This window comes from Mycobacterium sp. DBP42 (assembly GCF_005924235.1).
In the GTDB taxonomy this organism is placed as follows: domain Bacteria; phylum Actinomycetota; class Actinomycetes; order Mycobacteriales; family Mycobacteriaceae; genus Mycobacterium; species Mycobacterium syngnathidarum.
On record NZ_VCMY01000025.1, the window covers coordinates 1 to 20,546 of the forward strand.

Consider the following 20,546-nt stretch of genomic DNA (forward strand, 5'->3'; position numbering starts at 1 on the left):
GGCCACATGGGGGCGGGGCGCAACGCGATGATCAAGTGGTCGCTAGGCAGGCGCTGATCGTTGAATCCGGCTGCCTGCAGCAGTGTTGCCACGGCCATCTTTGCTGCGTATGCCGCAACGAGGTGTAGATCGGCGCCGACTGCGGTCATCGGACGGTGATGGGTTCCTTCGCCATACGGGCGGTTGATGGCCGGTTCTGGGTCAAACGCGCCGGTCTGCTGATGGCGCGCGCGGATGCAGGTGATGCACCCGCGGTCATGCCAGGGGCGTAGCCGGATGACCTCGCCGAGGGCGCCGCTTTCGAGGACACAGGCAAGGATGGCGTCTTTGCCTGCTCGACGGGCCAGATGTCCGGCCACACGCCGTGAATTCACACCGTCGGTTGCGCAGACGATGACATCGACGACATCGAACAATGCACGGATGGTGTTGGCGTCGTCGACCACGTCGAGCGGATAGGTGTTCACCCGAGTGTCCGGGCGTTGCCGTTCGAGGTCTTCCCTCAGGGCGTTGACCTTCAGCTTGCCCACCTGGCGTGCTGAACTCGTATGCCGAACCAGGTTGTGGCGCAGGAGTCGATCGGGATCGACGAGATCGAGTGTGCCGATGCCGTACAGCGCCAATGCGTGTGCGGTGGCCGAGCCGATACTGCCGGCGCCCACGATGCACACCCGCTGCTCCTGCAGATTCTCGATCGGCCAATGGTCGGCCAGTTGTTGCACGCTGCTGGTCGGTGTATCGATGTCGACGGCAATCGGGTGCACAGCTTCGTTACTTACCGCCCAGCCTGCCAGGCGCGGCACCCGAGCTGCGGTGTAATCGGCCGGCATATCGGGTGCGTAGGTGAGCACGAGGTAGGTGTGTTCACCTGGGCTCGGCAACGCGGCGGATAGCAGCTCGCGGAACCCTTTTAGGGTGATTCCGGCAGCGCGACCCCGCGTGAGCGTCCACACCACCTGGGCGTCAGCGTCAACTTTGTACCATCGGCCGGCCCGGCGGACATCGGCTGTGCCCATGAAGTGGGAGCGATTGAGCCCTACCACGGGCACGAGTCCGGCCCGGCCGGAGGAGACGGCGACGATTCTGGCCAGTTGCTCGGGTTCGGACATCTGCGCGGACATCTCGCCCCAGAGCCCATCTTGTTCGATCGTGTCGAGCACCGCGGTGGGAACCAGCACGAAGAGCTCAGCCATCACGGCCTACTCTGAGTCAGGGCCCCGGCGATCACGGCATCGAGTTCGGTGTTTGTGACGATGCCGTTGATGGTCATGGAATCGATCAACCCAGCTTTCATCAGGGCGTATTCGACGTGCCAGCCAGCCGCTTTGAGAAGAACGTCGACCAATCTGGCGCGGGTACTCCAGGCAGCTTCGCTTTGAAAAAGGCACAACGTGCCATCGCCGTTGACGTGCCATCGCTGCTGGGTACGCTCGATGATCTGCGGTTCGGGATCGAGGGGTACGACGCGGGGCGGCGCTGCGGGGTAGGCCTGGCCGCATCGCACCAAGGCCTGTAGTCCGCGGCCGCCGAGGAGCGCGTCGAGACCGTCGGGCGGGTCGCGATGAAACGGCCACATCGGGAGCTCACCGCTCCATTGGCCGTTTCCGTCAGTGCTCCAGGTCAGGTCAGGGAAGTGGGTCTGAAGCTGATCCCTGTCTGCTTCTAAGCGGCCAGGTTCGTGGTGCCACCATTCATAGCGGTCATCGTCGGCGTCGGCTGGCACTGGCTGTCCTCAGCCTTGCGGGGAGTCGGTGATGAGGGGAACCACCGCTGGTGGCAACTGGGGACTCGTCTTTTTTGGTGGGGCGGGGAAGTCTTGCCCGAACAGTTCTTGCCAGGTGCGTTGGGCGCCGTCGGGGTCGTTGCGTGCGGCCTGGTCGCAGGCCTGGTCGGCGAGGTCGGCGGCGTCGAGCAGGGCCTCGCGCAACGCCGCGGTGTCGAGGTCGGGTTGGATCGGGCCGCAGTGGCCGGCAGGATCGTCGACGCCGAGGTTGACCTGCACCGCTGCAGCGGTGAAAAACTGCCGTAGAGCTTCTGGGCGATTGCCGACATGCGGAAGGCATTGCAACGCAAGAACTTCGATAACAAGGGACTTGATGCGGGTATCGCTGGTCACGCCTTTGCGCCAATTCTTGAGGACCCGCACCATAGGGCGGAAGAATGACCAGTCCTGCTGATGGAGACGGACTTGTTCGATCAGGTATTCGGGGTCGGCGGCCGACCATTGCCGGGCGCGAGTGCTTGGGATGAGCAAGGTGTTGTCGGCTTGCCGGATAACCGGCATGACATCGACGGTGAAGGGATGTTCGCTCTCAGGGGGATCGACAAAGCACTTCACGGCGTGATCGCGGGTGTCGGCGCGCCGGACCAGCTTGCTGTCGGTTCCTCGCGACAGTCCAAGACGTGCCACAATCTCGTCGTGGGCGCGGCTGAGCGCGTCAACTGACGATTGCCCCGGTGTGCCCCAGTCGGGTACGGCGGCGGCGTCGAAGACCATGATCAGGTCGACGTCGTGGATGGGCTCGAGTTGGGTGCGGCGCTCCAGGGATCCGGACTTTACGATCTCCTTGACGTCGTCGGCCTTCTCCAGGGCGCCTATGAATAGGTCCCGTCGTGTGCGCGCGAGGGCGACGTGGGCCGGGTCGGCGTCGATCGTCTGTTGGTACGCGTTGAAGGCTTCATAGACTCCCACGTCGCGACTCCCACCCGACACGTGTGTCGTTTTCAGCCTCCTGCCGGGGCGGTTCGCAAGCGAAACTCGGGAACCGTGTGTGACGGCTCCGGGAACTCTAGCCGCAGCCTGAGTGGACCCTTGCGAGCTTGCTGGAAACTGGTCCGGCTGGTCTCGGCATCCTCTGGGTGACGGAATTTTCACCCAGCGTCAATAGTACCCGCATGGTCCGACAGGTGGTCAGAGTAAGTGCCGGCCGAATCACATACCTGGTATTCACGTGCGGCATCGCCGTGGTGGCGGACCAGGCTTACGGGGCGTCGGGATTAACTGGAGTGCATTTTTGCGCTGCTGTGGGGATTGCATGTTGTGGGGGCGAGTCTCCTCCTCGCTGTCCGGCGTGTGCACTATCTTGGAAGGACACGAGAGGTGGTGTCCGGTGGGAGAAGTGCGGAAGTCTGAGCGTCGGGTCAAGGCGGTCCGGGCGATCCGACGCAGCTCCGAACTGGAAGGCGCGCGCAGTACAGAGGCCACCCGCGATGATCAGGACGCGTACGTCCGAGGGACGATCACCGCCGCTGAGCTGACCGATCGGGTCCGGCGCCGCTACAACATCCAGTAGCCGAGTCCCTACGCCCCACCCATGGGATACCGGCGACATGGCGAAGAACTGGCAGGGGTACTTCCTGTCAGGCACCATGATCTTGAGGAATCGCGTCGGCGCCCAGACCGCTGAGGAACTTCGCGACTCCGAAAATGACCTCGTTGAGATCCGCGTTATCGAGCTGCGCGAAGACCCCGACCTTCAGGCGAGCGCTCCTACGATCTAGCGTTCCTGCAGAGAATCCACCGCCAGCTCTTTCAGGACATCTACGATTGGGCCGGTGACGTGCGCACCGTCGGCATCGAGAAAGGCGACGAATCCTTCTGCCCTCCAGGCAATATCGGTCAGGCAATGCAACACGTCGCCTCCGAGGTTCACCGTCTTCAACAGCTCACCGGCGTAGCGGATGTCGACCTGGCATGTACCGTGGCCTACCTCTACGACTACACCAACTTCGCCCACCCCTTTAGAGAAGGCAACGGCCGCTGCACCCGCGAGTTCTTTGACATCCTTCTATCCGAACGGGGTGCCGGACTCGACTGGACCAAAACAGATCTGGACGAGCTACACAGCGCGTGCCACGCCGCGCGAGTGGAGCCCAATCTGAGCGGGTTGATCACGATGTTCACGCGGATCCTCGACGCCGACCCCGCCTACTACTTCTCCCTATTCTCCCTAGAACTGTTGATCAGAAGATTCGGATGATTCGGATGTCTCCATGGTGAATGTGCGCATCGATGCTGTGGTGCTACCGCCTGGTCCGCCAGGATCTGGGCAGTGGCCATCGTCAACCTTCGTTGGTGCCTTGTGCGCGACAGGCGAGTGTTCACCCTGATCTGTGCGATAGGGCCATTAAGCTCGCATCGGCCTAGGCGGTGAAGATCTCGTGGAGTAGTTGGGCGGTGTGCTGCACGTGAGGCACGGGTGTGTCTGATGGCGCGGACACGTCGCTGCTGATCCAGCGCTGGAGCCCGCAGCGCACGGTGGCCAGCGCCAGCGCGGAAATCAGCGCTGTCTTGTTGTCGCCGGGTGGTACACCCATGCGCTGCGCGACGAGCTGCGCCAGCCGTGACTCGAAGCTCTCCATCTCGGCGAGCAGCGCAGCGCGTACTGCCGGCGTGGTAGCAGCGATATTCAGCATGGCCGCAGCCTGTGCACGGCCGGGAGCCGACGCGAGTTCGTGGCTCAGCAAGGCGATCAACTCGGTGAGCACGGTCGCCGCCGGCGCGGGTTGGGCGGAGGTGAAATCGTCAATCATTTGGGTCGGCAGGTCATCGAACGGGTTATACGCGATCGACGATTCTTTGTTCGGGAAGTAGTTGAAGAACGTGCGCTGTGAAATCCCGACCTCAGAGCAGATCTCTTCAATCGTCACCTTGTCGAAGCCGCGTTCACTCATCAACCGCACGGCAGTCTCACGGACCTCCGCGGTGGTCTGTCGGCGGCGACGCAGCCGCAGATCCACTTTCTCTACCATCTCTACCACCCCACCATACTTGCACATTCTGCAAACATTGCTGGCGCAGTGTGTGCCGCATGGATAAGCGGTCACGCCGAAGAAGAAGCTGATCGCGCCCTCTGTCAGAGAGCTCGCGGCGACACACACAGGTTGAGATGCTTCAGTTGCTCATTGACCGCAGTCGTGATTGCTCGGGTGCTCATGAGCCGCGGGCTTAGGCGCTCCCGCTGGGCGCGCGGCTCCGGGTAAATGGTGGATTCGTCTGCGGCGCAAAGGTAGTCGGCTCTGATGTGTCCGCCTCTATCCAGTCAATAGGTATGGCGGGCCTCGATCCGTCGTGTTGAGCGACGCGATTTGCGCATTTCCATCACTTCCAACGATTTAGCACGCTGCCGTTGCTGCATAGCTTGCAGATAGTGCATGATCATCAATCAGTGCAACCTCAGCTGGCGATGGCCCGAAGACGCGCACACCGACGCCGGCGTGGACAACGAGGAGATCAGCACGATGACGCTCATGCGGGTGTGGTCAGGCGAACGGAAGGTCCATCAATGGTCGGAGCGGTGAAGCGGATATGGATTCCGCTGCTCATCGTGGTGGTGTTCGCCATCGGAGGATTGGTGGTGTATCGCATGCACGGGTTTTTCGGCTCGAACAACGAGATCACCCGGCCGGGGGCTGGCTTGGCTGAAGACGCCGAGCCGTTCGACCCCAAGGTCGTGAAGTACGAAGTTTTCGGAATGGACGGTGCTGTGGCCACCATCAATTACCTCGACCTCGATGCGGAACCGCAGATTGTGCGGGATGCCCCCCTGCCTTGGTCGATTACGCTCACTACAACCGCACCATCGGCCAGTGCCACCATCGTGGCCCAGGGCGATGGCAACAGCATTGGTTGCCGCATCGTGGTAAACGACGAGGTCAAGGCTGAGAAGACCTCAGACGGTGTGAAGGCTCAAACCTTCTGCCTGGTGAAGTCCGCATGAGCAGCGACCACGCCGGCAAGCATCCGGCGATCCCTCGGTTCATTCGCCTGTTCTGTGTGCCAGTTCTTCTGGGTTGGGTGGCGCTGACAGCCATCCTGAACGTCGTTGTGCCCCAACTAGAAACGGTCGGTCAGGAGCACTCGGTGTCCCTGACGCCCGATGATGCACCGTCGCTGCAGGCGACGAAGCTGGTCGGTGAGGTCTTTGAGGAATTCGACTCCAACAGTTCGGCGATGATCGTCCTGGAGAGCGAGAAGCCACTCGGAGACGAGGCCCATCGTTACTACGACGGACTGATCACCAAGCTCAGGGCTGACACCAAGCACATCCAGCATGTTCAGGACTTCTGGGGCGATCCTCTCACCGCCGCGGGCGCGCAGAGCGCCGACAACAAGGCGACGTACGTCCAGCTATATCTGGCTGGCAACCAGGGCGAGGCGTTGGCCAACGAATCCGCTCAGGCGGTAAAAGACGTGGTAGCCGCTGATCCGCCGCCGGCGGGCTTGAAGGTCTACGTCACCGGGTCGGGGCCGCTGGCGTCCGACCAGCAGCACGCCGGAGACAAGAGCCTGAAGCTAGTCACCGCACTGACCATGGGCGTGATCGTGCTCATGTTGCTCCTCGTCTACCGCTCGGTCGTCACGCTTGTCCTGGTACTGCTCACGGTCATGCTCGAACTACTTGCGGCCCGCGGCGTGGTTGCGTTCCTCGGCTACTACGAGATAATCGGGCTCTCGACGTTCGCAGTCAATTTGCTCACCATGCTGGCGATCGCGGCGGGCACCGACTACGCGATTTTCCTTGTCGGCCGCTACCACGAGGCGCGTCAAGTCGGCGAAGACCGCGAAACCGCTTTCTACACCATGTATCGGGGCACCGCACACGTGATCCTGGGCTCGGGTCTGACGATCGCCGGCGCAACCTTCTGTCTTAGTTTCACCCGATTGCCGTACTTCCAGACCCTGGGGGTGCCCTTAGCAATCGGCATGCTCACCGTCACCCTGGCAGCGCTCACCATGGCACCGGCCCTGATGACCGTGGCCAGCCGATTCGGACTGCTGGAGCCCAAACGCACCGCGAGAACACGATGGTGGCGTCGAGTGGGTACCGCCGTCGTGCGCTGGCCTGGACCGATTCTGGTGGCGACCATTGCTGTCGCCCTCATCGGACTCCTGGCCCTACCGTCCTACACGACCAGCTACAACGACCGGGACTATCTACCAGCCGGTATCGAAGCAAACCAGGGCTACGCCGCGGCGGAGCGACACTTCCCTCAAGCTCGCCTGAACCCGGAGTTGCTGATGGTCCAGGCCGACCACGATCTCCGCAACCCGGCAGACATGCTCATCATCGAACGCATCGCCAAGTCCATCTTTCATCTCCCGGGTATCGCTCGAGTCCAGGCCATCACCCGGCCACTGGGTACGCCGATCGACCACACCTCGATCCCATACCAGATCGGTATGCAAGGGGTGACCCAACAGCTGAACCGGTCCTATTCAGAAGATCGCACGGCTGACCTCCTGGTGCAGGCCAAAGACATCTCCAACACGATCGACATCCTGCGGCAACAGGTGGCACTGCAGAAGGAGAGCGCGGCCGCCCAACACGAGCAGACCCAAGCCTTCCACGATCTCATTCCGGTCGTCATGGATCTGCGCGACAAGATCGCCAACTTCGACGACTTCTTCCGGCCGCTGCGCAATTACTTCTACTGGGAACCGCATTGCTTCGACATCCCCGCATGCGCCGCAATACGGTCGGTGTTCGACGCCCTCGACGGCATTGACTCGCTCGTTGACCAATTCGGAAGCATCACAGGCAGTTTGGACAAGCTCGATACCCTCCAACCGAAACTCAATGCTCTGCTCCCGCCCCAAATCGCAACTCAGGAGGCCAACCGCGACCAGATCCTGGCCAACTACGCCACGCAGAAGGGCCAGCAGGATCAGCAAGCCGAGCAACAACAGAACTCGAATGCGATGGGCAAGGCGTTCGACGATTCCAACAACGACGACTCGTTCTACCTACCGCCCGAGGTCTTTGACAATGCGGACTTCAAACGGGGCCTCAAACAGTTCGTGTCGCCTGACGGTAAGGCCGTGCGTTTCATCATCTCCCATCAGGGCGACCCGGCGTCAGAAGAGGGCATCTCCCACATCGATCAAATCAAGAACGCTGCCTTTGAAGCCATCAAGGGGACCCCGATGGAAACCTCGAAGATCTACCTGGGGGGCACGGCCGCGACCTACAAGGATATGCGGGAGGGCTCCAACTACGACCTGATGATCGCTGCCGTATCCGCACTCTGCTTGATCTTCGCCATCATGCTCGTCATCACCAGGGCAGTCATCGCCGCATTAGTGATCGTCGGCACGGTAGTGCTGTCGCTGGCCGCGTCGTTCGGATTGTCAGTCCTGCTCTGGCAACACATCATCGGACTCGAACTGCACTGGATGATCCTGGGCATGTCCGTGATCATCCTGCTCGCAGTCGGGTCGGACTACAACTTGCTTCTGGTCGCCCGATTCAAGGAAGAACGGCACGCAGGACTAAAGACAGGCATCATCAGGTCGATGGCCGGCACTGGAAGTGTGGTGACCTCAGCCGGTCTGGTCTTCGCCTTCACCATGATGACGTTCGCCATCAGCGACCTACGCGTACTGGGTCAGGTCGGCACCACCATTGGACTCGGATTGCTGTTCGACACCCTGGTGGTGCGATCGTTCATGACGCCCGCTATCGCCGCGCTGTTAGGCCGCTGGTTCTGGTGGCCGCAGAACGTACGTACCCGCCCGGCCCGGCAACCAGGCGACCTGACCTTGGTCGGATCAGCAGGCTTGCACAGCACGCAGCCCGCACCCGACGAAGAGTCGAGAAAGGAATGAGCCGCGTGCTGGCATCGCGTTCTCCCATCGAATGAGTGCGGCGTCTCCACGGTGGCAGTCAACAGCTCTCGCTCTCCCGTGCCGTGCTTTCGTCAGGGGTTCGCCGGTGGATGGTCCCATTGGTTGGGTGGGACGGTGCTGGACGCAGGTTGGAGGCCGAGGTGGTCGGCGGCGAAATCGACACCTTGGTTGATCAGGCCGTCGTAGCCGGCGGAGGTGTGCACCGCGAAGTTCATTCCGTCTGAGCAGACAGCGTCCTCTGGGGCGCAGACCTTCAGTGTCTTGCCCTGATATTGCTGTCCGATGACTATGGGCGGTTCGCCGAGAAAGTTCATTGCCCGGATGTTCGGCGTCCCGTACAGCACAACCGCGGCGACCTTCTCGGCGACCTCTGGCTGTAACGGTTTGGGCACCGTGGCGGGATCCACGCCGTCCGGGACGGCGGCCGAGGTGACGAACCCCATGACCGCTGCTCCTTGGGAGTATCCGCCGAGCACCATTTTGGTGTCGGGACAGTCGGCGGCAGTTTTGGTCACGTGTGCGCCGGCGTCACGGATACCGTCCACGCCGGTGCTCCACTGGTCGGTGGCCGGATAGTTGACCGGATAGACGCTGAAAGACTTGTCTCCTAGCCGTTGTCGCAGGGAATCGGCAAACGCCTGTCCGGTCGGGCCGATGCCGGGAGGTTCACCGGTGCCGCGGGCGAACACCACTTCCACGTCGGGACATGGCTGCGCCGAGGCGGGTGGCGCGGAATTGCCGAGTAATACTCCTAACCCTGCGACCGCGACGGCACTGATGGGACCAACTAGGCGTTTGACCACGTGTGTTTCCTCTGCTGGTTCGAATTGGATTGTTGCGGTGGGCTGATCACTCACCATGGGCGCCGGCCGGCTTGAGTCTGTGTGTCACAGATGTTGTAGGTGTGTGCACCGATGCCAACGCCGCGGTGAGCGATTCGCTGACCGGAATCTCGTTGCCTTGGCCGCAGATGGTTAGCAGTCGCGACACCGACGGGCTGGCCACCAGTGTCCACCGCACATCGCGATCGAGGCAGTAGGCGCCTATGGTGTGCAGAGCCGCACAGCCGGCTGTGCCCATGAATTCGACCGCGGCCAGGTCCAGGACGAGCCATTCGCACCACGCGCTGTGGCGGACCTGGTCGATGAGATGGTCGGCGTTGGCGGCGTCGATCTCACCGACAACCCTGATCAGGTGGCCTGTACGGCCTCGGTGGGTCGTGAAATGGGCGCGGGAACCATGGCGCCGTGCACTGCCAACTCCGTGAATCGATGCGCCGGTCGATGTGTGCGCTGTGGCGATCAGGACAGACATGTCGACCCCTTCAGACGACATTCGTACTGCTGGGTTGTGGCAGGGAGCCGACTGGCCAGCACCCTGTGGCGGGGCTGTGGGCTCAACCTTGGAGGAAAAAATACTCCTGTCTGGAGTGCACAGCAATCACTGTCGAGACGGTGGCTCAGCTGATGAGGATTCGTTCGCCTGCACAGCGGAAAGTGCCGAGGGTGAACGTGCTGTCTCAGTGCGCGTGGCGGCCAGTGAGGCGAGGAGTTGCAGTTTCTCCGCGGAGGGCGATCCGGGCTCTGCGGTGTAGACGATCAGGGCCATGCCGGGCTCGGCGGTGATGGCGAGTTCTTCGTAGGCAAGGGTCAATTCACCGACGTCGGGGTGATGGAACCGCTTGGTTCCGGCGCCGTGGGTGCGCACGTCGTGGGTGCCCCAGAGGCGGCGGAAGGTCTCGCTCTGCGTCGAGAGTTCACCGACGAGGTCCTGGAGGCCCCGATGGTGTGGGTCCCGTCCGGCTTCGGCGCGCATGATCGATACGCACATGTGGGCGAACAGATCCCAATCGGGGTAGAAGTCGCGCGAGGCGGGGTCGAGGAACTGGAACCGCGCCAGGTTCGGCGTGCGGCCGCCGTCGCCGATGAGTGGGGAGTAGAACATCCGCCCGAGGGCGTTGGTGGTCACCAGATCTTGCTGCTGATTCCGGACGAACGCGACGCCGTTGGTGATGGCTTCCAGTGCCCAGTGCAAGCTGGGTCGGCTCGCACCGGTCTTGCTGCTGCGGCGGCGCGGTCGGCCGGATATCGGGATGCCGTCGGCGGCGCGGGCGAGGTCGAACAGGTGGGCGCGTTCGGTGTCGTCGAGCCGCAGCGCTTGCGCGATCGCCTCCAGCACCGAGGCTGATGCGCCGGCAATGCTGCCGCGCTCCAGCTTGGAGTAGTACTCGATGCTGACTCCGGCGAGGGCGGCAACCTCGCCGCGGCGTAGGCCGGGGACGCGACGTTGCCCGACGTCGGGCAAGCCGACGTCGGCGGGCGAAAGTTTCGCTCGGCGGGAGGTCAGGAACTCACGCACCTCAGCCTTGTTGTTCACCGATTCGACGGTACCGCTGCAGCGTGCGATCAGGGGTGCCCTGGCAGTACACCTCTCGCCAGTGCCTTCCTCAGGCGTTTGCGGGGCGGTTGCATGGATGTTGAATCCGGCATCGAGAGGATCTGATGACCCTGACCACTGAGCAGGCCGCGCGTCGCGCGCAAATGGGGCTGAGTGCGGGTGTGCTCGGCACGATCGTGCTGATCACCGCGATCGCGCCGCTGGCCACGGACATGTACGTACCTGCCTTCCCGCTGGTTGGCCGGGATCTGGTCGCCTCGGCCACGCAGGTGCAGTTGACGTTGACGACGTTCTTCGTCGGTATGGCGCTGGGGCAGCTGGTCGGTGGGCCGGTGTCGGACCGGATCGGTCGGCGGATGCCATTGCTGGTGTCGCTGGCGGTGCTGACCGTGGCCTCGGCGGTGTGCGCGTTCAGCCCGAGCATCGCGGTGATGATGTTGGCGCGGTTGGTGCAGGGATTCAGCGGGGGATGGGCGATGGTGATCGCCCGCTCGATCGTCGTGGACCTCACCCGTGGGGCGCGGCTGGTGCGGGCGATGAACCTGGTGGCCGGTGTCTCCGGGATCGCCCCGATCGTGGGGCCGCTGCTTGGCGGGGTGATCCTGCAGTTCTCGCACTGGCGGGTGTCGTTCTGGGTGGTGGCCGTGCTGGCCGCGTTGATGCTGGTTGCGGTCCTGGTTGGTGTACCGGAGACGCTTCCCGCCGAGCAGCGGCACGGCGGCGGGCTCAGCCACATCGTCGGTACGACGCAAACGGTGCTGCGCCACCGATCTTTTGTCGGCTATCTACTGGTGTTCGGCTCCTCGATGGGCATGATCTTCGCCTACGTGGCCACCTCGGCGTTCGTGCTGCAGTCGATGAACGGACTGTCGCCGATGGTCTATTCCATCGACTTCGCATTCAACGCGGTCGGTCTGACCGTCGCTACGTTGGCCGCGGCGCGGCTGGCCAACCGGGTATCCACCCGCAAAGTGGTCCGCGTAGGTCTAGCCGCGAGCGTGGCAGCCGGCGTGCTGCTGCTGGTGGGTGCGATCTGGTTCGACATGCCGCTGCCGATGGCGCTGGGTGGCTTTTTCGTCCTGATGACCGCCCAGGGGCTGGTCGGCCCCAACGCCGGCGCGCTGGCCTCCGGCGCCGTGCCCGAGCACCCGGGCACCGGCTCGGCGCTGCTGGGTTTCCTGCAGTGGTGCATGGCGGGTGTCATCGCGCCGTTGGCAGGTCTGGGCGGCACCGAGACCGCGGTGCCGATGGCCGCGATCGTGACTGTCCTCGCCATCGCATCCGCACTGGCACTCAGGGTGCTCGCTCCGGCGAATATCGCACAGTCTGAACAACATTGAGAGGAAACCTCATGCGTGGAGTCATCATGTACGGTCCGGGCGACGTCCGGGTCGAGGATCGCCCGCACCCGGTCATCGAACAATCCACCGACGCCGTCATCCGGGTCACCGCCACCTGCATCTGCGGATCCGATTTGTGGCCGTACCGCGGGATCGAGTCCGTTGACCACGCCCCGATGGGACACGAGTACGTCGGCGTCGTCGAGCAGGTTGGTGATGCGGTGCGCGACATCCAGGTCGGTGACTACGTCGTCGGCTCGTTCGTCGCATCGGACAACACGTGCGAAATCTGTCTGGCCGGATATCAGTCCCGTTGTGTTCACCAGGTCATGATGGGTGCGATCGGCACCCAGGCGCAGTACGCGCGCATCCCGTTGGCCGATGGCACCCTGGTCAAGGTGCCCGGCGAACCGACCGAGGCTCAGACGCGCAGCCTGCTGGCTGCCTCCGATGTGCTCGGTACCGGGTGGTTCGCCGCTGTCGCAGCCGAGGCCGGGCCCGGTAAGACGGTGGCCGTGGTCGGGGACGGCGCGGTCGGGTTGCTCGGCATCCTCGCGGCGAAACACCTTGGTGCAGAGCGGATCATTGCGATGTCTCGGCACGCGGACCGGCAGGTCCTCGCTCGTTCGTTCGGCGCCACCGACATTGTCGAAGACCGTGGTGAGGACGGGATCACGCGGATCAAGGAACTCACGGGCGGATACGGTGCTCACTCGACGATCGAAGCGGTCGGCACCCAGGAATCGATGCTGCAGGCCATCGGCGCCACCCGTCCCGGCGGGCACGTCGGCTACGTGGGAGTGTCCCACGGTGTCGAGCTCGATGGGCTCGATCTGTTCTTCGCCACTGTCAGTCTCCTCGGTGGTCCCGCGCCCGTGCGTCGGTTCCTGCCCGACCTGATCATGACCGACCAGATCAACCCGGGCGTCGTCTTCGACCTCACCTTGCCGTTGGACGACGCCGCAGCGGGCTACCGGGCGATGGACGAGCGTCGCGCCACCAAAGTACTTCTCACCCTGTGACAAACGAAGGAACCCGACATGACCCAGACTCCCGACCCGCGCCTGAGTAGGCGCGGCGTGATCCGGCTCGCCGGACTGGGTGCGGCCACGGCCGGCCTGCTCGGGGCAGCTGCGTGCTCGTCTGGTGGCGGCGGCACTGTAGCGGCGCCGTCCGACGGCCGGGCCAAGCTCCCGCGACCCGACTCCGGTCTTCCGCCGGGCGACACGTCCCGCGGCGCCGACAACTTCTTCATCAGCGATGATCTCACCGCCGAACCCGTCACTTTCCGTAATCAGTTTGGTCAGCGACTGTCGGCAAACCTGTTCGCACCCAAGGGCATGAGTCGCGCCGGCCAGAGTCCGGCCCTGGTGGTGAGCCACCCGATGGGAGCGGTCAAGGAACAGTCGGCCAACCTGTACGCCCAAAAGATCGCCGAGCAGGGTTTCGTCACACTGGCTGTCGACCAGCCGTACTGGGGCGACAGCGACGGAGAGCCACGCAACCTGGTCGCCCCCGACAGCTACGCCGAAACCTTCAGCGCCGGAGTCGATTACCTACGCTCCCTGGATTACGTGGATCGCGAGCGGATCGGTGCACTCGGTATCTGTGGCAGCGGCAGCTACGTGATCAGCGCCGCCAAGATCGATCCCCGGATCAAGGCCGTGGCCACCGTCAGCATGTACGACATGGGCGCAGCCAACCGGTTCGGTCTCCGTGGCGCGGTCACCATGGACCGACGCCGCGCGGTACTGGCCAAGGCCGCTGAGCAGCGCGACATCGAGTTCGCCGGCGGTCGAACCGAATTCACCAGCGGTACCCCCGAACAGCTCACCCCTCAGTCCAGCGCGGTGGACCGAGAATTCTTCGACTTCTACCGCACCGCCCGCGGCCACCAATCGAACACCACTACACACCCGACATTCACCAGCAACGTGCGGTTCCTGAACTACTTCCCGTTCGAAGAGATCGAGACCATTTCGCCGCGGCCGATGATGTTCGTCGCCGGCGATCAGGCACATTCATTGGAGTTCAGCCAGGACGCCTACCGTCGGGCCGCCGAACCCAAAGAACTCGTCCTGGTTCCCGGTGCCGGACATGTGGACCTGTACGACCGCGTCGACCTGATTCCGTTCGATCGGCTGACCGCGTTCTACCGGCAGCACCTGACCTGACATCCACCCGAAATGTCCTCACGACACGAAGGAGCATGACAAATGGAATACGCACATCTGGGTCGGTCTGGCGTCTTGGTGAGCCGTATCGGTTTGGGCACCATGAACTTCGGTGATGCCACCGGTGAGCCCGAAGCCTTCCAGATCATGGACCGGGCCGTCGAACTGGGCGTGAACTTCTTTGACTCTGCCGATGTGTACGGGGGCCCGCAGCGCCCGGACATGGAGAAGGGTTTCGGAACGTCCGAGGAGATCATCGGCCGTTGGTTGCAGAGGTCGGGCAAGCGCGACGACATCGTGCTCGCCACCAAGGCCTACCAGCCGATGGGGCTCGGCCCGAACGATCGGCGACTGTCGGCTTATCACCTCAAGCGGGCCTGCGAGGCGAGCCTGCGCCGGCTGCAGACCGACCACATCGACCTCTACCAGATGCACCATGTCGACCGCGCCACACCCTTCGAGGAAATCTGGCAGGCGATGCAACAGCTCGTGGTTGAGGGCAAGATCACCTACATCGGTTCCAGCAACTTCGCCGGCTGGGACATCGCCACCGCGCAGCTGACCGCTCAGCACCGCAACTTCCTCGGCCTGGTATCTGAACAAAGTCTGTACAACCTGACCAACCGGGCCATCGAACAGGAACTCATCCCGGCCCTACAGCATTTCGACATCGGCCTGATTCCGTGGAGCCCCCTGGCCAGCGGTGTCCTGGCGGGCAAACCCAAGGGCGAGCAGACGGTCCGGCGCGCCGCACTGTCCGCGACGTATGACGCATTGGCACCACAGCTCGACGCCTACGAGCAGCTCTGCGCCACCCGCGGGCGCACGCCCGCCGAGGTCGCGCAGGCCTGGCTGCTGCACCAGCCGGCCGTGGCGTCGGTGATCGCCGGGTCGCGCACCGTGGCGCAGCTCGACGCCGCCGTCGACGCCCTCACCGTCCAACTCGACGAGACCACACTCGCCGAGTTGGACCGTGTATGGCCCGGCCCCGGAATCGCACCACAGTCCTACGCCTGGTGAGCGGCGATCCCGTATGGGCATGACTACGCACCGCTGCCAGCTGACCGTGACGGCGCTGGTCCTGGCACTCACCATGTCTGGGTGCACTCACGATTCCGGAGGCGCCACGGCCGGCATCGCTGCTGAGACATCGCCGATCTCGGCAACCGTGCGCGGGCAGACCACTACTCGGGACGAGAGTCAGGAGGACGAAGTGACCGGAACGGCCGTGCATTTCACCACGGGATCGACAGTTGTGGAGGTGACGATCAACGAGGACACGCCCACCACCCGGGACTTCCTGGCGATGCTGCCCATAACGCTGACCTTTGAAGACTTCAACAGGATGGAGAAGATCGCCTACCCCCCGCGCGGATTCGACACCACCGGCAACACGGGCATGACACCCAAAGTCGGAGACCTGTTCTCCTACATCCCCTGGAGCAATCTCGGCTTCTTCTACAACACCGGCTCACTCGGCTTCTCCGAACAGCTCGTCCGGATCGGCACCACCGACGACCTCGACGCCGTGATGCGCCTCGACGGTCAGCAGGTCACCATCACGGTCGCGAGCCGCTGACCAGAATGCATCGAACCTAAAACACACAGACGGGAGAACAGCACAGCATGATCACCTACGATTTCACCGGTCAGGTCGCGCTTGTTACGGGCGCCAGTTCCGGAATGGGGTTGGCGACCGCACGCGCCTTCGCCGCCTCCGGCGCTGCAGTGGCCCTCGCCGACATCAACACCGAGCAAGTCGAAGCGGTTACCGCCCAGCTCACCGACCAGGGCTACCGGGCGATCGCGGTGACTTGTGATGTCACCGACGAGCAGCAGGTCGCCGCCGCCGTAACCGCTACGGTGGCTGCGTTCGGTCGCCTGGACATGGCCTTCAACAACGCCGGCATCATGGTCCCGCAGGCCGACGCCGCCGACGAACCAGCCGAGGCATTCGACCGGGTCACCGCGATCAATCTGCGCGGGGTCTGGGCGTCGATGAAGCATGAATTGCAGCAGATGCGCGAGCAGGGCTCAGGCGCGATCGTGAACTGTTCTTCACTGGGTGGCCTGGTCGGTGGGGCGGGTCGGGCGGCGTACCACTCGGCAAAGCACGGTGTGCTGGGCCTGACCAAAAGTGTGGCCTTGGAGTACGCCGCGCGCGGCGTACGTGTCAACGCCGTGTGCCCCGGCACCATCGCAACTCCGATGGTCGAGAGGATGACCGCCGAAGGCCAACTCGTTCCCGACGAAACGCTCGCTGTCACCCCGATGAAGCGCTACGGCACCGGCGAGGAGATCGCTGCCGCGGTGTTGTGGTTGTGCAGCGATGGTGCGAGTTATGTCACCGGTGTGGCGCTGCCGGTCGATGGTGGCTACACCGCCGCGTGACCGATCGAGTGCGCGGCGCGCACATCTGGCAACCACTAGAGAGAAGTACCGGAAATGGCAAAGAGCATGTCGACGGCAGCGCTGGCCGCGGCGTTGTCGGCCGTGCTCGTTCTTACCGGGTGTTCCGGCGAGTCGACCCCGTCCGGACCGGCCACGCAGCTGTCCTACGACGAGCACAACCGCGGTCCGGTGCCGATACCGCCGGCCGAGCGGGATCTGCAAACCGTGTCGGCAATGCCGTGGTTTCAAGTCTCGGAGACCCGACGGACCTTGGAAGGCGTAGCTTTCGACGCTGTCGGGAACCTGTACTTCTGCGACGTATCGGCCCGGCGCGTCCTACGGCTCACACCTGAGCGGGAACTGTCCACCGTAGTCACCCTGGAACGACTCGCTCCTGGCGGTCTGGCGTTCGCCCCGGACGGACGACTGTTCATGGCGGCACTGGGCGATGGCTACCGGGACGGGGCCATCATGGCGGTGAACACAGACGGGTCAGGTTTACGCTCGGTCATCGCGACCGATGCCGGATACCTGCCCAACGACCTGGTCTTCGGCGCTGACGGCGGCTTCTACTTTTCCGATTTCCGTGGTTCCTCCACGAATCCAGCCGGCGGCGTGTACTACGTCTCACCCGATTTCGCGACCATCACCGCGATTCTGCCAAACCTTGCTCAGGCCAACGGGATGGCGCTCAGCCCGGACGGAAAGCGTTTGTGGGCAACGGAGTTCGCGCGAAACCTTCTCCATCAGGTCCAGCTCACCAATGCCACCACTGTCGCCCCGATCGGAACGGCCATCGCCTACCAGTTCCAGGGCCCCGCACCGGACTCGATGCGGGTCGACGCCGACGGGAACGTCTACGTCGCTCTGTATGGACAGGGACGCGTCCTGGTGTTCAACAGCAACGGCATACCTATCGGTCAGGTCCTGCTGCCGGACCGGGAACAGGGCCACAATCTGCAATCCACCAGCCTGGGTATTCGTCCCGGCACCAATGACCTGTACATCGTCTCCGACGACACCGACGGCGGCCAGGGCGCAAACATCTTTCATGCCAAAGCGTTTGCATACGCCACATCCCCATTTGCCCGATGACACGCCCGCCGCTGCCTACGCAGTTTGGAGACGTCCAACGGTCCAGCCGGTTGAGTGGGTTGCCGGTGTCTTGGCCGCTCGCACTCATAGCGCGCGGTTCTGTGTACAACCCGGTGCCTTTGGCTCGGTGAGCCCGAGATTTATTGACGCACCGAGACCGGTTTGTGCGGCGACCGAGCGCCGTTGATCGTTGTAAACAAGAGATCGGTGAGCCGCTCCACTAGATCCTCGCGGTCAACTTCGATCTCGCCAGTAAACACACAAGTGAGGGCACCGGCGACACCGTTTAGTGCGAACTGTGCGGTGAGTTGCAGGTCCACAAGCTCCGCTCTGGCAGCGTTGCTGGCCGTTGCCCCGACTACGGTGGCCAAACGGTGGCCCTCGGCCAGCCGACGTGGGCCCAGGACCGGCGACGTGCCCGATTCGATAAGGACGATCTGCCCTTTCCTGCGGTCATCCAGTAGCAGATCGGTCACCGCACCTAGGGCGGCGCGCGCCTGCGCTTTGGGCTTATCCGGTGCTACCGCGATGGCCGCCATGCCGCGAGCCTCGATTTCGGCGACGATCTCGTCGAACACCGCAACATGCAAGTCATCAATGCACGCAAATGATTCGGAGAAGTAACGCGCTGCAACACCAGCCTGCGCGGCCACCCCCCGCAGCGTCGTCGCGGCGACGCCGTTGGTGCCCATCAGTTGTAGGCCGGCAGCGATGAAACGTCGGCGGCGTTCAGCTGCCCGCTCAGTTCCAGTCAGCCCGCCGTAGTTGCGGCGCTCGGTCATAACAGACATCTTGACACGCTCGTGGACAGATGATTAGGTTTGCCTTCATCTATCAACGAGTGGTGACAGATGAAGGCTCGGGGCTGACAACCAGGGCGCACTTGGATTCTTCAGAGGAGGGCTGGTCAGTATGAACACTCAGTTTGCGGTGCAGCAGCGCTGTTCTACGCGCCCGCCGTCGGCTCTCGTCGTTAGTGGCCTGATCGAACTTGCTGTGGGTGTGTTGAGCGGCTGGGTGTATGCAGCAGTCGTGGAACAACCGGCGACCATGCGCAGAGTCGGTGTGCGAGCGCCGAATCGGATCCGCCAATGGCATCTCGAGCTGATGATGGCCGGCGCGTTCAACGTCGTGTGTGGTCTTGCGGTTCCCAACGCTGGTCGCGGGACCACAGTGGCGCTTGCCGCAGGGTCATGGATTAATCCGAATGCGTTCCTACCCTTGGCATTCAATACCCGGTTCGATAAGAGCCGGCCCGCATATGTCTTTCCCGTGGTTGGCGGTCTAGCAGCCACGTCGTTCGGTTACGTCGGGATCGCCGTCGTTGCGGCGCGAAGCCGCATCGCGCGCCGACGGCGATGCTTGGAATAAGATCGGCGTCGGCATCGATGCCGTGGGCGGGAACCCCTATCTGATCGAGAGCGACGTCGCTAACGGTTGGTCCCGGAGAGCCTGCGGGCGTGCGGCATTGGTTGACGCTACATGCGTGTGGCCGTGACATACCCCATCACATTCAATGGATCTGTCTCGTCAGTATCTACATTCAATGGAAGATCCTGCGCGGCAATGAGTTCAGCGACTCTTGCACCAGTTGTATGCCATCCCCGAGCACTGAGGAAGTCGACGACATCGTTGCGGTTGCCGGCGTACCAGAGATCGTCCATATCGATGTCGAAACCGTGCCTGCGCCAGCTGTCGATAGCCTCCTTCATCCGAGTTTGCAGTGCGGTCACGGTCTGGGCCGCGTTGGCGACGTTTTCCGATGCCAGCCGACTACCTGCGGCGCTCAACTCTGTGATGTTGTCGAGTAGCTGATCTTGAGCTTCCGGCGGCAGGAAGGGCAGCAGTCCCTCAGCGCTCCAGGCAACCGGACGAGTCGGATCGAAGCCGGCTGACCGCAGAGCTGTTGGCCAATCATGTCGCAGGTCAACAGGAACAGCTCGACGGTCTGCTATCGAGATCGCGCCCATGTCATTGAGTGCCTTGGCTTTGAAATCGAGAACCTTCGGTTGGTCGATTTCGAATACAACAGTGCCATGTGGCCACGGCAGTCGGTAGGCGCGGGCGTCGAGGCCCGAAGCCAAGATGACCACCTGGCGGATCCCGTTGCGCACTGACTGCATGAAGAAGTCGTCGAAGAACCGGGTCCGAACTGCCATCATGTCTCGCATTCTGGCCATTCCGAACTCGATTCCGTCATCGACGCTGGCCGGGTCGAGTTCACCGGTGGCCAAGCGGGTGAAGAAATCCACCCCGACCGCCCTGACGAGGGGCTCGGCGAAAGGATCGTCGATCAGAGGGTCCTCGCCGCGACTAGCGAGTGCGCGGCCAACCGCCACACCTGTGGCGGTCGCTCCGACGCTGCTGGCAAGGTCCCAACTGTCATCTTCTGTGCGGGCCATACTCCTCATCTCCTCACATTGTCGTTAGCGGCGTTAGCTCACGTCACCGATCGGTGCGAGACGGTGCGCCTTCCAACCCGCACGGGTTCGCTTCTCGATTGCGCCCCACCGGGAGTCT

At 63.2% G+C, this 20,546-nt stretch carries 21 protein-coding genes and 1 pseudogene; 13 read left to right on the top strand and 9 right to left on the bottom strand.

What is annotated here, in order from left to right; all coding sequences use genetic code 11:
- The 3 genes from E0T84_RS20565 to E0T84_RS20575 all read right to left on the bottom strand — a co-directional run.
- Positions 1–1,193, bottom strand: a 1,193-nt coding sequence (locus E0T84_RS20565) for a ThiF family adenylyltransferase (RefSeq protein ID WP_138745361.1), incomplete at its 3' end; no start/stop codon positions are given.
- Complete coding sequence (locus E0T84_RS20570) at positions 1,193–1,723, bottom strand: hypothetical protein (protein ID WP_138745362.1); 531 nt, start codon at positions 1,721–1,723, stop codon at positions 1,193–1,195. The genes E0T84_RS20565 and E0T84_RS20570, both read right to left, overlap by 1 nt.
- Positions 1,724–1,732: 9 nt before the next feature.
- Positions 1,733–2,692, bottom strand: coding sequence for a hypothetical protein (locus E0T84_RS20575; RefSeq protein WP_138745363.1), 960 nt, complete (start codon positions 2,690–2,692; stop codon positions 1,733–1,735).
- A 418-nt stretch (positions 2,693–3,110) separates the two neighbouring features.
- Between E0T84_RS20575 and E0T84_RS20580 the strand changes: the two genes are divergently transcribed.
- Together E0T84_RS20580 and E0T84_RS20585 are read left to right on the top strand one after the other, a co-directional pair.
- Positions 3,111–3,293, top strand: coding sequence for a hypothetical protein (locus tag E0T84_RS20580; protein WP_138745364.1), 183 nt, complete (start codon positions 3,111–3,113; stop codon positions 3,291–3,293).
- A gap of 37 nt (positions 3,294–3,330) precedes the next feature.
- Positions 3,331–3,980: pseudogene (locus tag E0T84_RS20585) on the top strand (Fic/DOC family protein).
- Between the two features lie 163 nt (positions 3,981–4,143).
- Here the strand turns inward: E0T84_RS20585 and E0T84_RS20590 are convergent.
- Complete coding sequence (locus E0T84_RS20590; RefSeq protein WP_371726183.1) at positions 4,144–4,779, bottom strand: TetR/AcrR family transcriptional regulator; 636 nt, start codon at positions 4,777–4,779, stop codon at positions 4,144–4,146.
- Positions 4,780–5,154: 375 nt separating this feature from the next.
- Between E0T84_RS20590 and E0T84_RS31885 the strand changes: the two genes are divergently transcribed.
- The 3 genes from E0T84_RS31885 to E0T84_RS20600 are packed head-to-tail and all read left to right on the top strand — an operon-like array spanning position 5,155 to position 8,608.
- Entirely contained in the window at positions 5,155–5,301 is a 147-nt protein-coding gene (locus tag E0T84_RS31885; protein ID WP_171055114.1) for a hypothetical protein, read from the top strand.
- Complete coding sequence (locus E0T84_RS20595) at positions 5,286–5,720, top strand: MmpS family transport accessory protein (RefSeq protein ID WP_138745365.1); 435 nt, start codon at positions 5,286–5,288, stop codon at positions 5,718–5,720. The genes E0T84_RS31885 and E0T84_RS20595 overlap by 16 nt, the downstream gene beginning before the upstream one ends.
- On the top strand, positions 5,717–8,608 hold the full coding sequence (locus E0T84_RS20600; protein WP_138745366.1) for an RND family transporter: 2,892 nt from the start codon (positions 5,717–5,719) through the stop codon (positions 8,606–8,608). The genes E0T84_RS20595 and E0T84_RS20600 overlap by 4 nt, the downstream gene beginning before the upstream one ends.
- A gap of 92 nt (positions 8,609–8,700) precedes the next feature.
- On the opposite strand, the gene E0T84_RS20605 is transcribed toward E0T84_RS20600, so the two are convergent.
- From E0T84_RS20605 to E0T84_RS20615, 3 genes are all read right to left on the bottom strand, one after another.
- Positions 8,701–9,489 (bottom strand): cutinase family protein, encoded by a 789-nt coding sequence (locus E0T84_RS20605; protein ID WP_138745367.1) that lies wholly within the window; start codon positions 9,487–9,489, stop codon positions 8,701–8,703.
- The gene (locus tag E0T84_RS20610; protein ID WP_171055115.1) at positions 9,479–9,943 is read right to left on the bottom strand and encodes an STAS domain-containing protein; all 465 of its coding nucleotides are present in this window, start codon (positions 9,941–9,943) and stop codon (positions 9,479–9,481) included. The genes E0T84_RS20605 and E0T84_RS20610 overlap by 11 nt, the downstream gene beginning before the upstream one ends.
- A 126-nt stretch (positions 9,944–10,069) precedes the next feature.
- A complete protein-coding gene (locus E0T84_RS20615) occupies positions 10,070–11,005 on the bottom strand; it encodes a helix-turn-helix transcriptional regulator (protein WP_138745369.1) in 936 nt (311 codons plus the stop codon).
- A gap of 125 nt (positions 11,006–11,130) precedes the next feature.
- Between E0T84_RS20615 and E0T84_RS20620 the strand changes: the two genes are divergently transcribed.
- From E0T84_RS20620 to E0T84_RS20650, 7 genes are read left to right on the top strand one after another with little or no spacing between them, the layout of a single operon-like run.
- A complete protein-coding gene (locus E0T84_RS20620) occupies positions 11,131–12,366 on the top strand; it encodes a multidrug effflux MFS transporter (protein ID WP_138745370.1) in 1,236 nt (411 codons plus the stop codon).
- 11 nt (positions 12,367–12,377) lie between these two features.
- Positions 12,378–13,388 carry a zinc-dependent alcohol dehydrogenase family protein gene (locus E0T84_RS20625; protein ID WP_138745371.1) on the top strand — a complete coding sequence of 337 codons (1,011 nt, stop codon included), beginning with the start codon at positions 12,378–12,380 and terminating at the stop codon, positions 13,386–13,388.
- An 18-nt stretch (positions 13,389–13,406) separates the two neighbouring features.
- Positions 13,407–14,540 (top strand): alpha/beta hydrolase, encoded by a 1,134-nt coding sequence (locus E0T84_RS20630; RefSeq protein WP_138745372.1) that lies wholly within the window; start codon positions 13,407–13,409, stop codon positions 14,538–14,540.
- Positions 14,541–14,582: 42 nt separating this feature from the next.
- Positions 14,583–15,560, top strand: coding sequence for an aldo/keto reductase (locus E0T84_RS20635; protein ID WP_138745373.1), 978 nt, complete (start codon positions 14,583–14,585; stop codon positions 15,558–15,560).
- A 19-nt stretch (positions 15,561–15,579) separates the two neighbouring features.
- A complete protein-coding gene (locus tag E0T84_RS20640; RefSeq protein ID WP_138745374.1) occupies positions 15,580–16,119 on the top strand; it encodes a cyclophilin-like fold protein in 540 nt (179 codons plus the stop codon).
- Positions 16,120–16,166: 47 nt separating this feature from the next.
- Entirely contained in the window at positions 16,167–16,931 is a 765-nt protein-coding gene (locus E0T84_RS20645; RefSeq protein ID WP_138745375.1) for a glucose 1-dehydrogenase, read from the top strand.
- 54 nt (positions 16,932–16,985) lie between these two features.
- Positions 16,986–18,026, top strand: coding sequence for an SMP-30/gluconolactonase/LRE family protein (locus tag E0T84_RS20650; protein WP_138745376.1), 1,041 nt, complete (start codon positions 16,986–16,988; stop codon positions 18,024–18,026).
- A gap of 140 nt (positions 18,027–18,166) precedes the next feature.
- Here the strand turns inward: E0T84_RS20650 and E0T84_RS20655 are convergent, their stop codons facing one another.
- Positions 18,167–18,808 carry a TetR family transcriptional regulator gene (locus tag E0T84_RS20655; RefSeq protein WP_138745377.1) on the bottom strand — a complete coding sequence of 214 codons (642 nt, stop codon included), beginning with the start codon at positions 18,806–18,808 and terminating at the stop codon, positions 18,167–18,169.
- Between the two features lie 130 nt (positions 18,809–18,938).
- On the opposite strand from E0T84_RS20655, the gene E0T84_RS20660 reads away from it, so the two are divergent.
- Positions 18,939–19,397 (top strand): hypothetical protein, encoded by a 459-nt coding sequence (locus tag E0T84_RS20660; protein WP_138745378.1) that lies wholly within the window; start codon positions 18,939–18,941, stop codon positions 19,395–19,397.
- A gap of 107 nt (positions 19,398–19,504) precedes the next feature.
- Here the strand turns inward: E0T84_RS20660 and E0T84_RS20665 are convergent, their stop codons facing one another.
- Positions 19,505–20,428, bottom strand: a complete 924-nt coding sequence (locus tag E0T84_RS20665) for a class I SAM-dependent methyltransferase (protein WP_138745379.1) — start codon at positions 20,426–20,428, stop codon at positions 19,505–19,507.
- Positions 20,429–20,546: the final 118 nt, after the last annotated feature.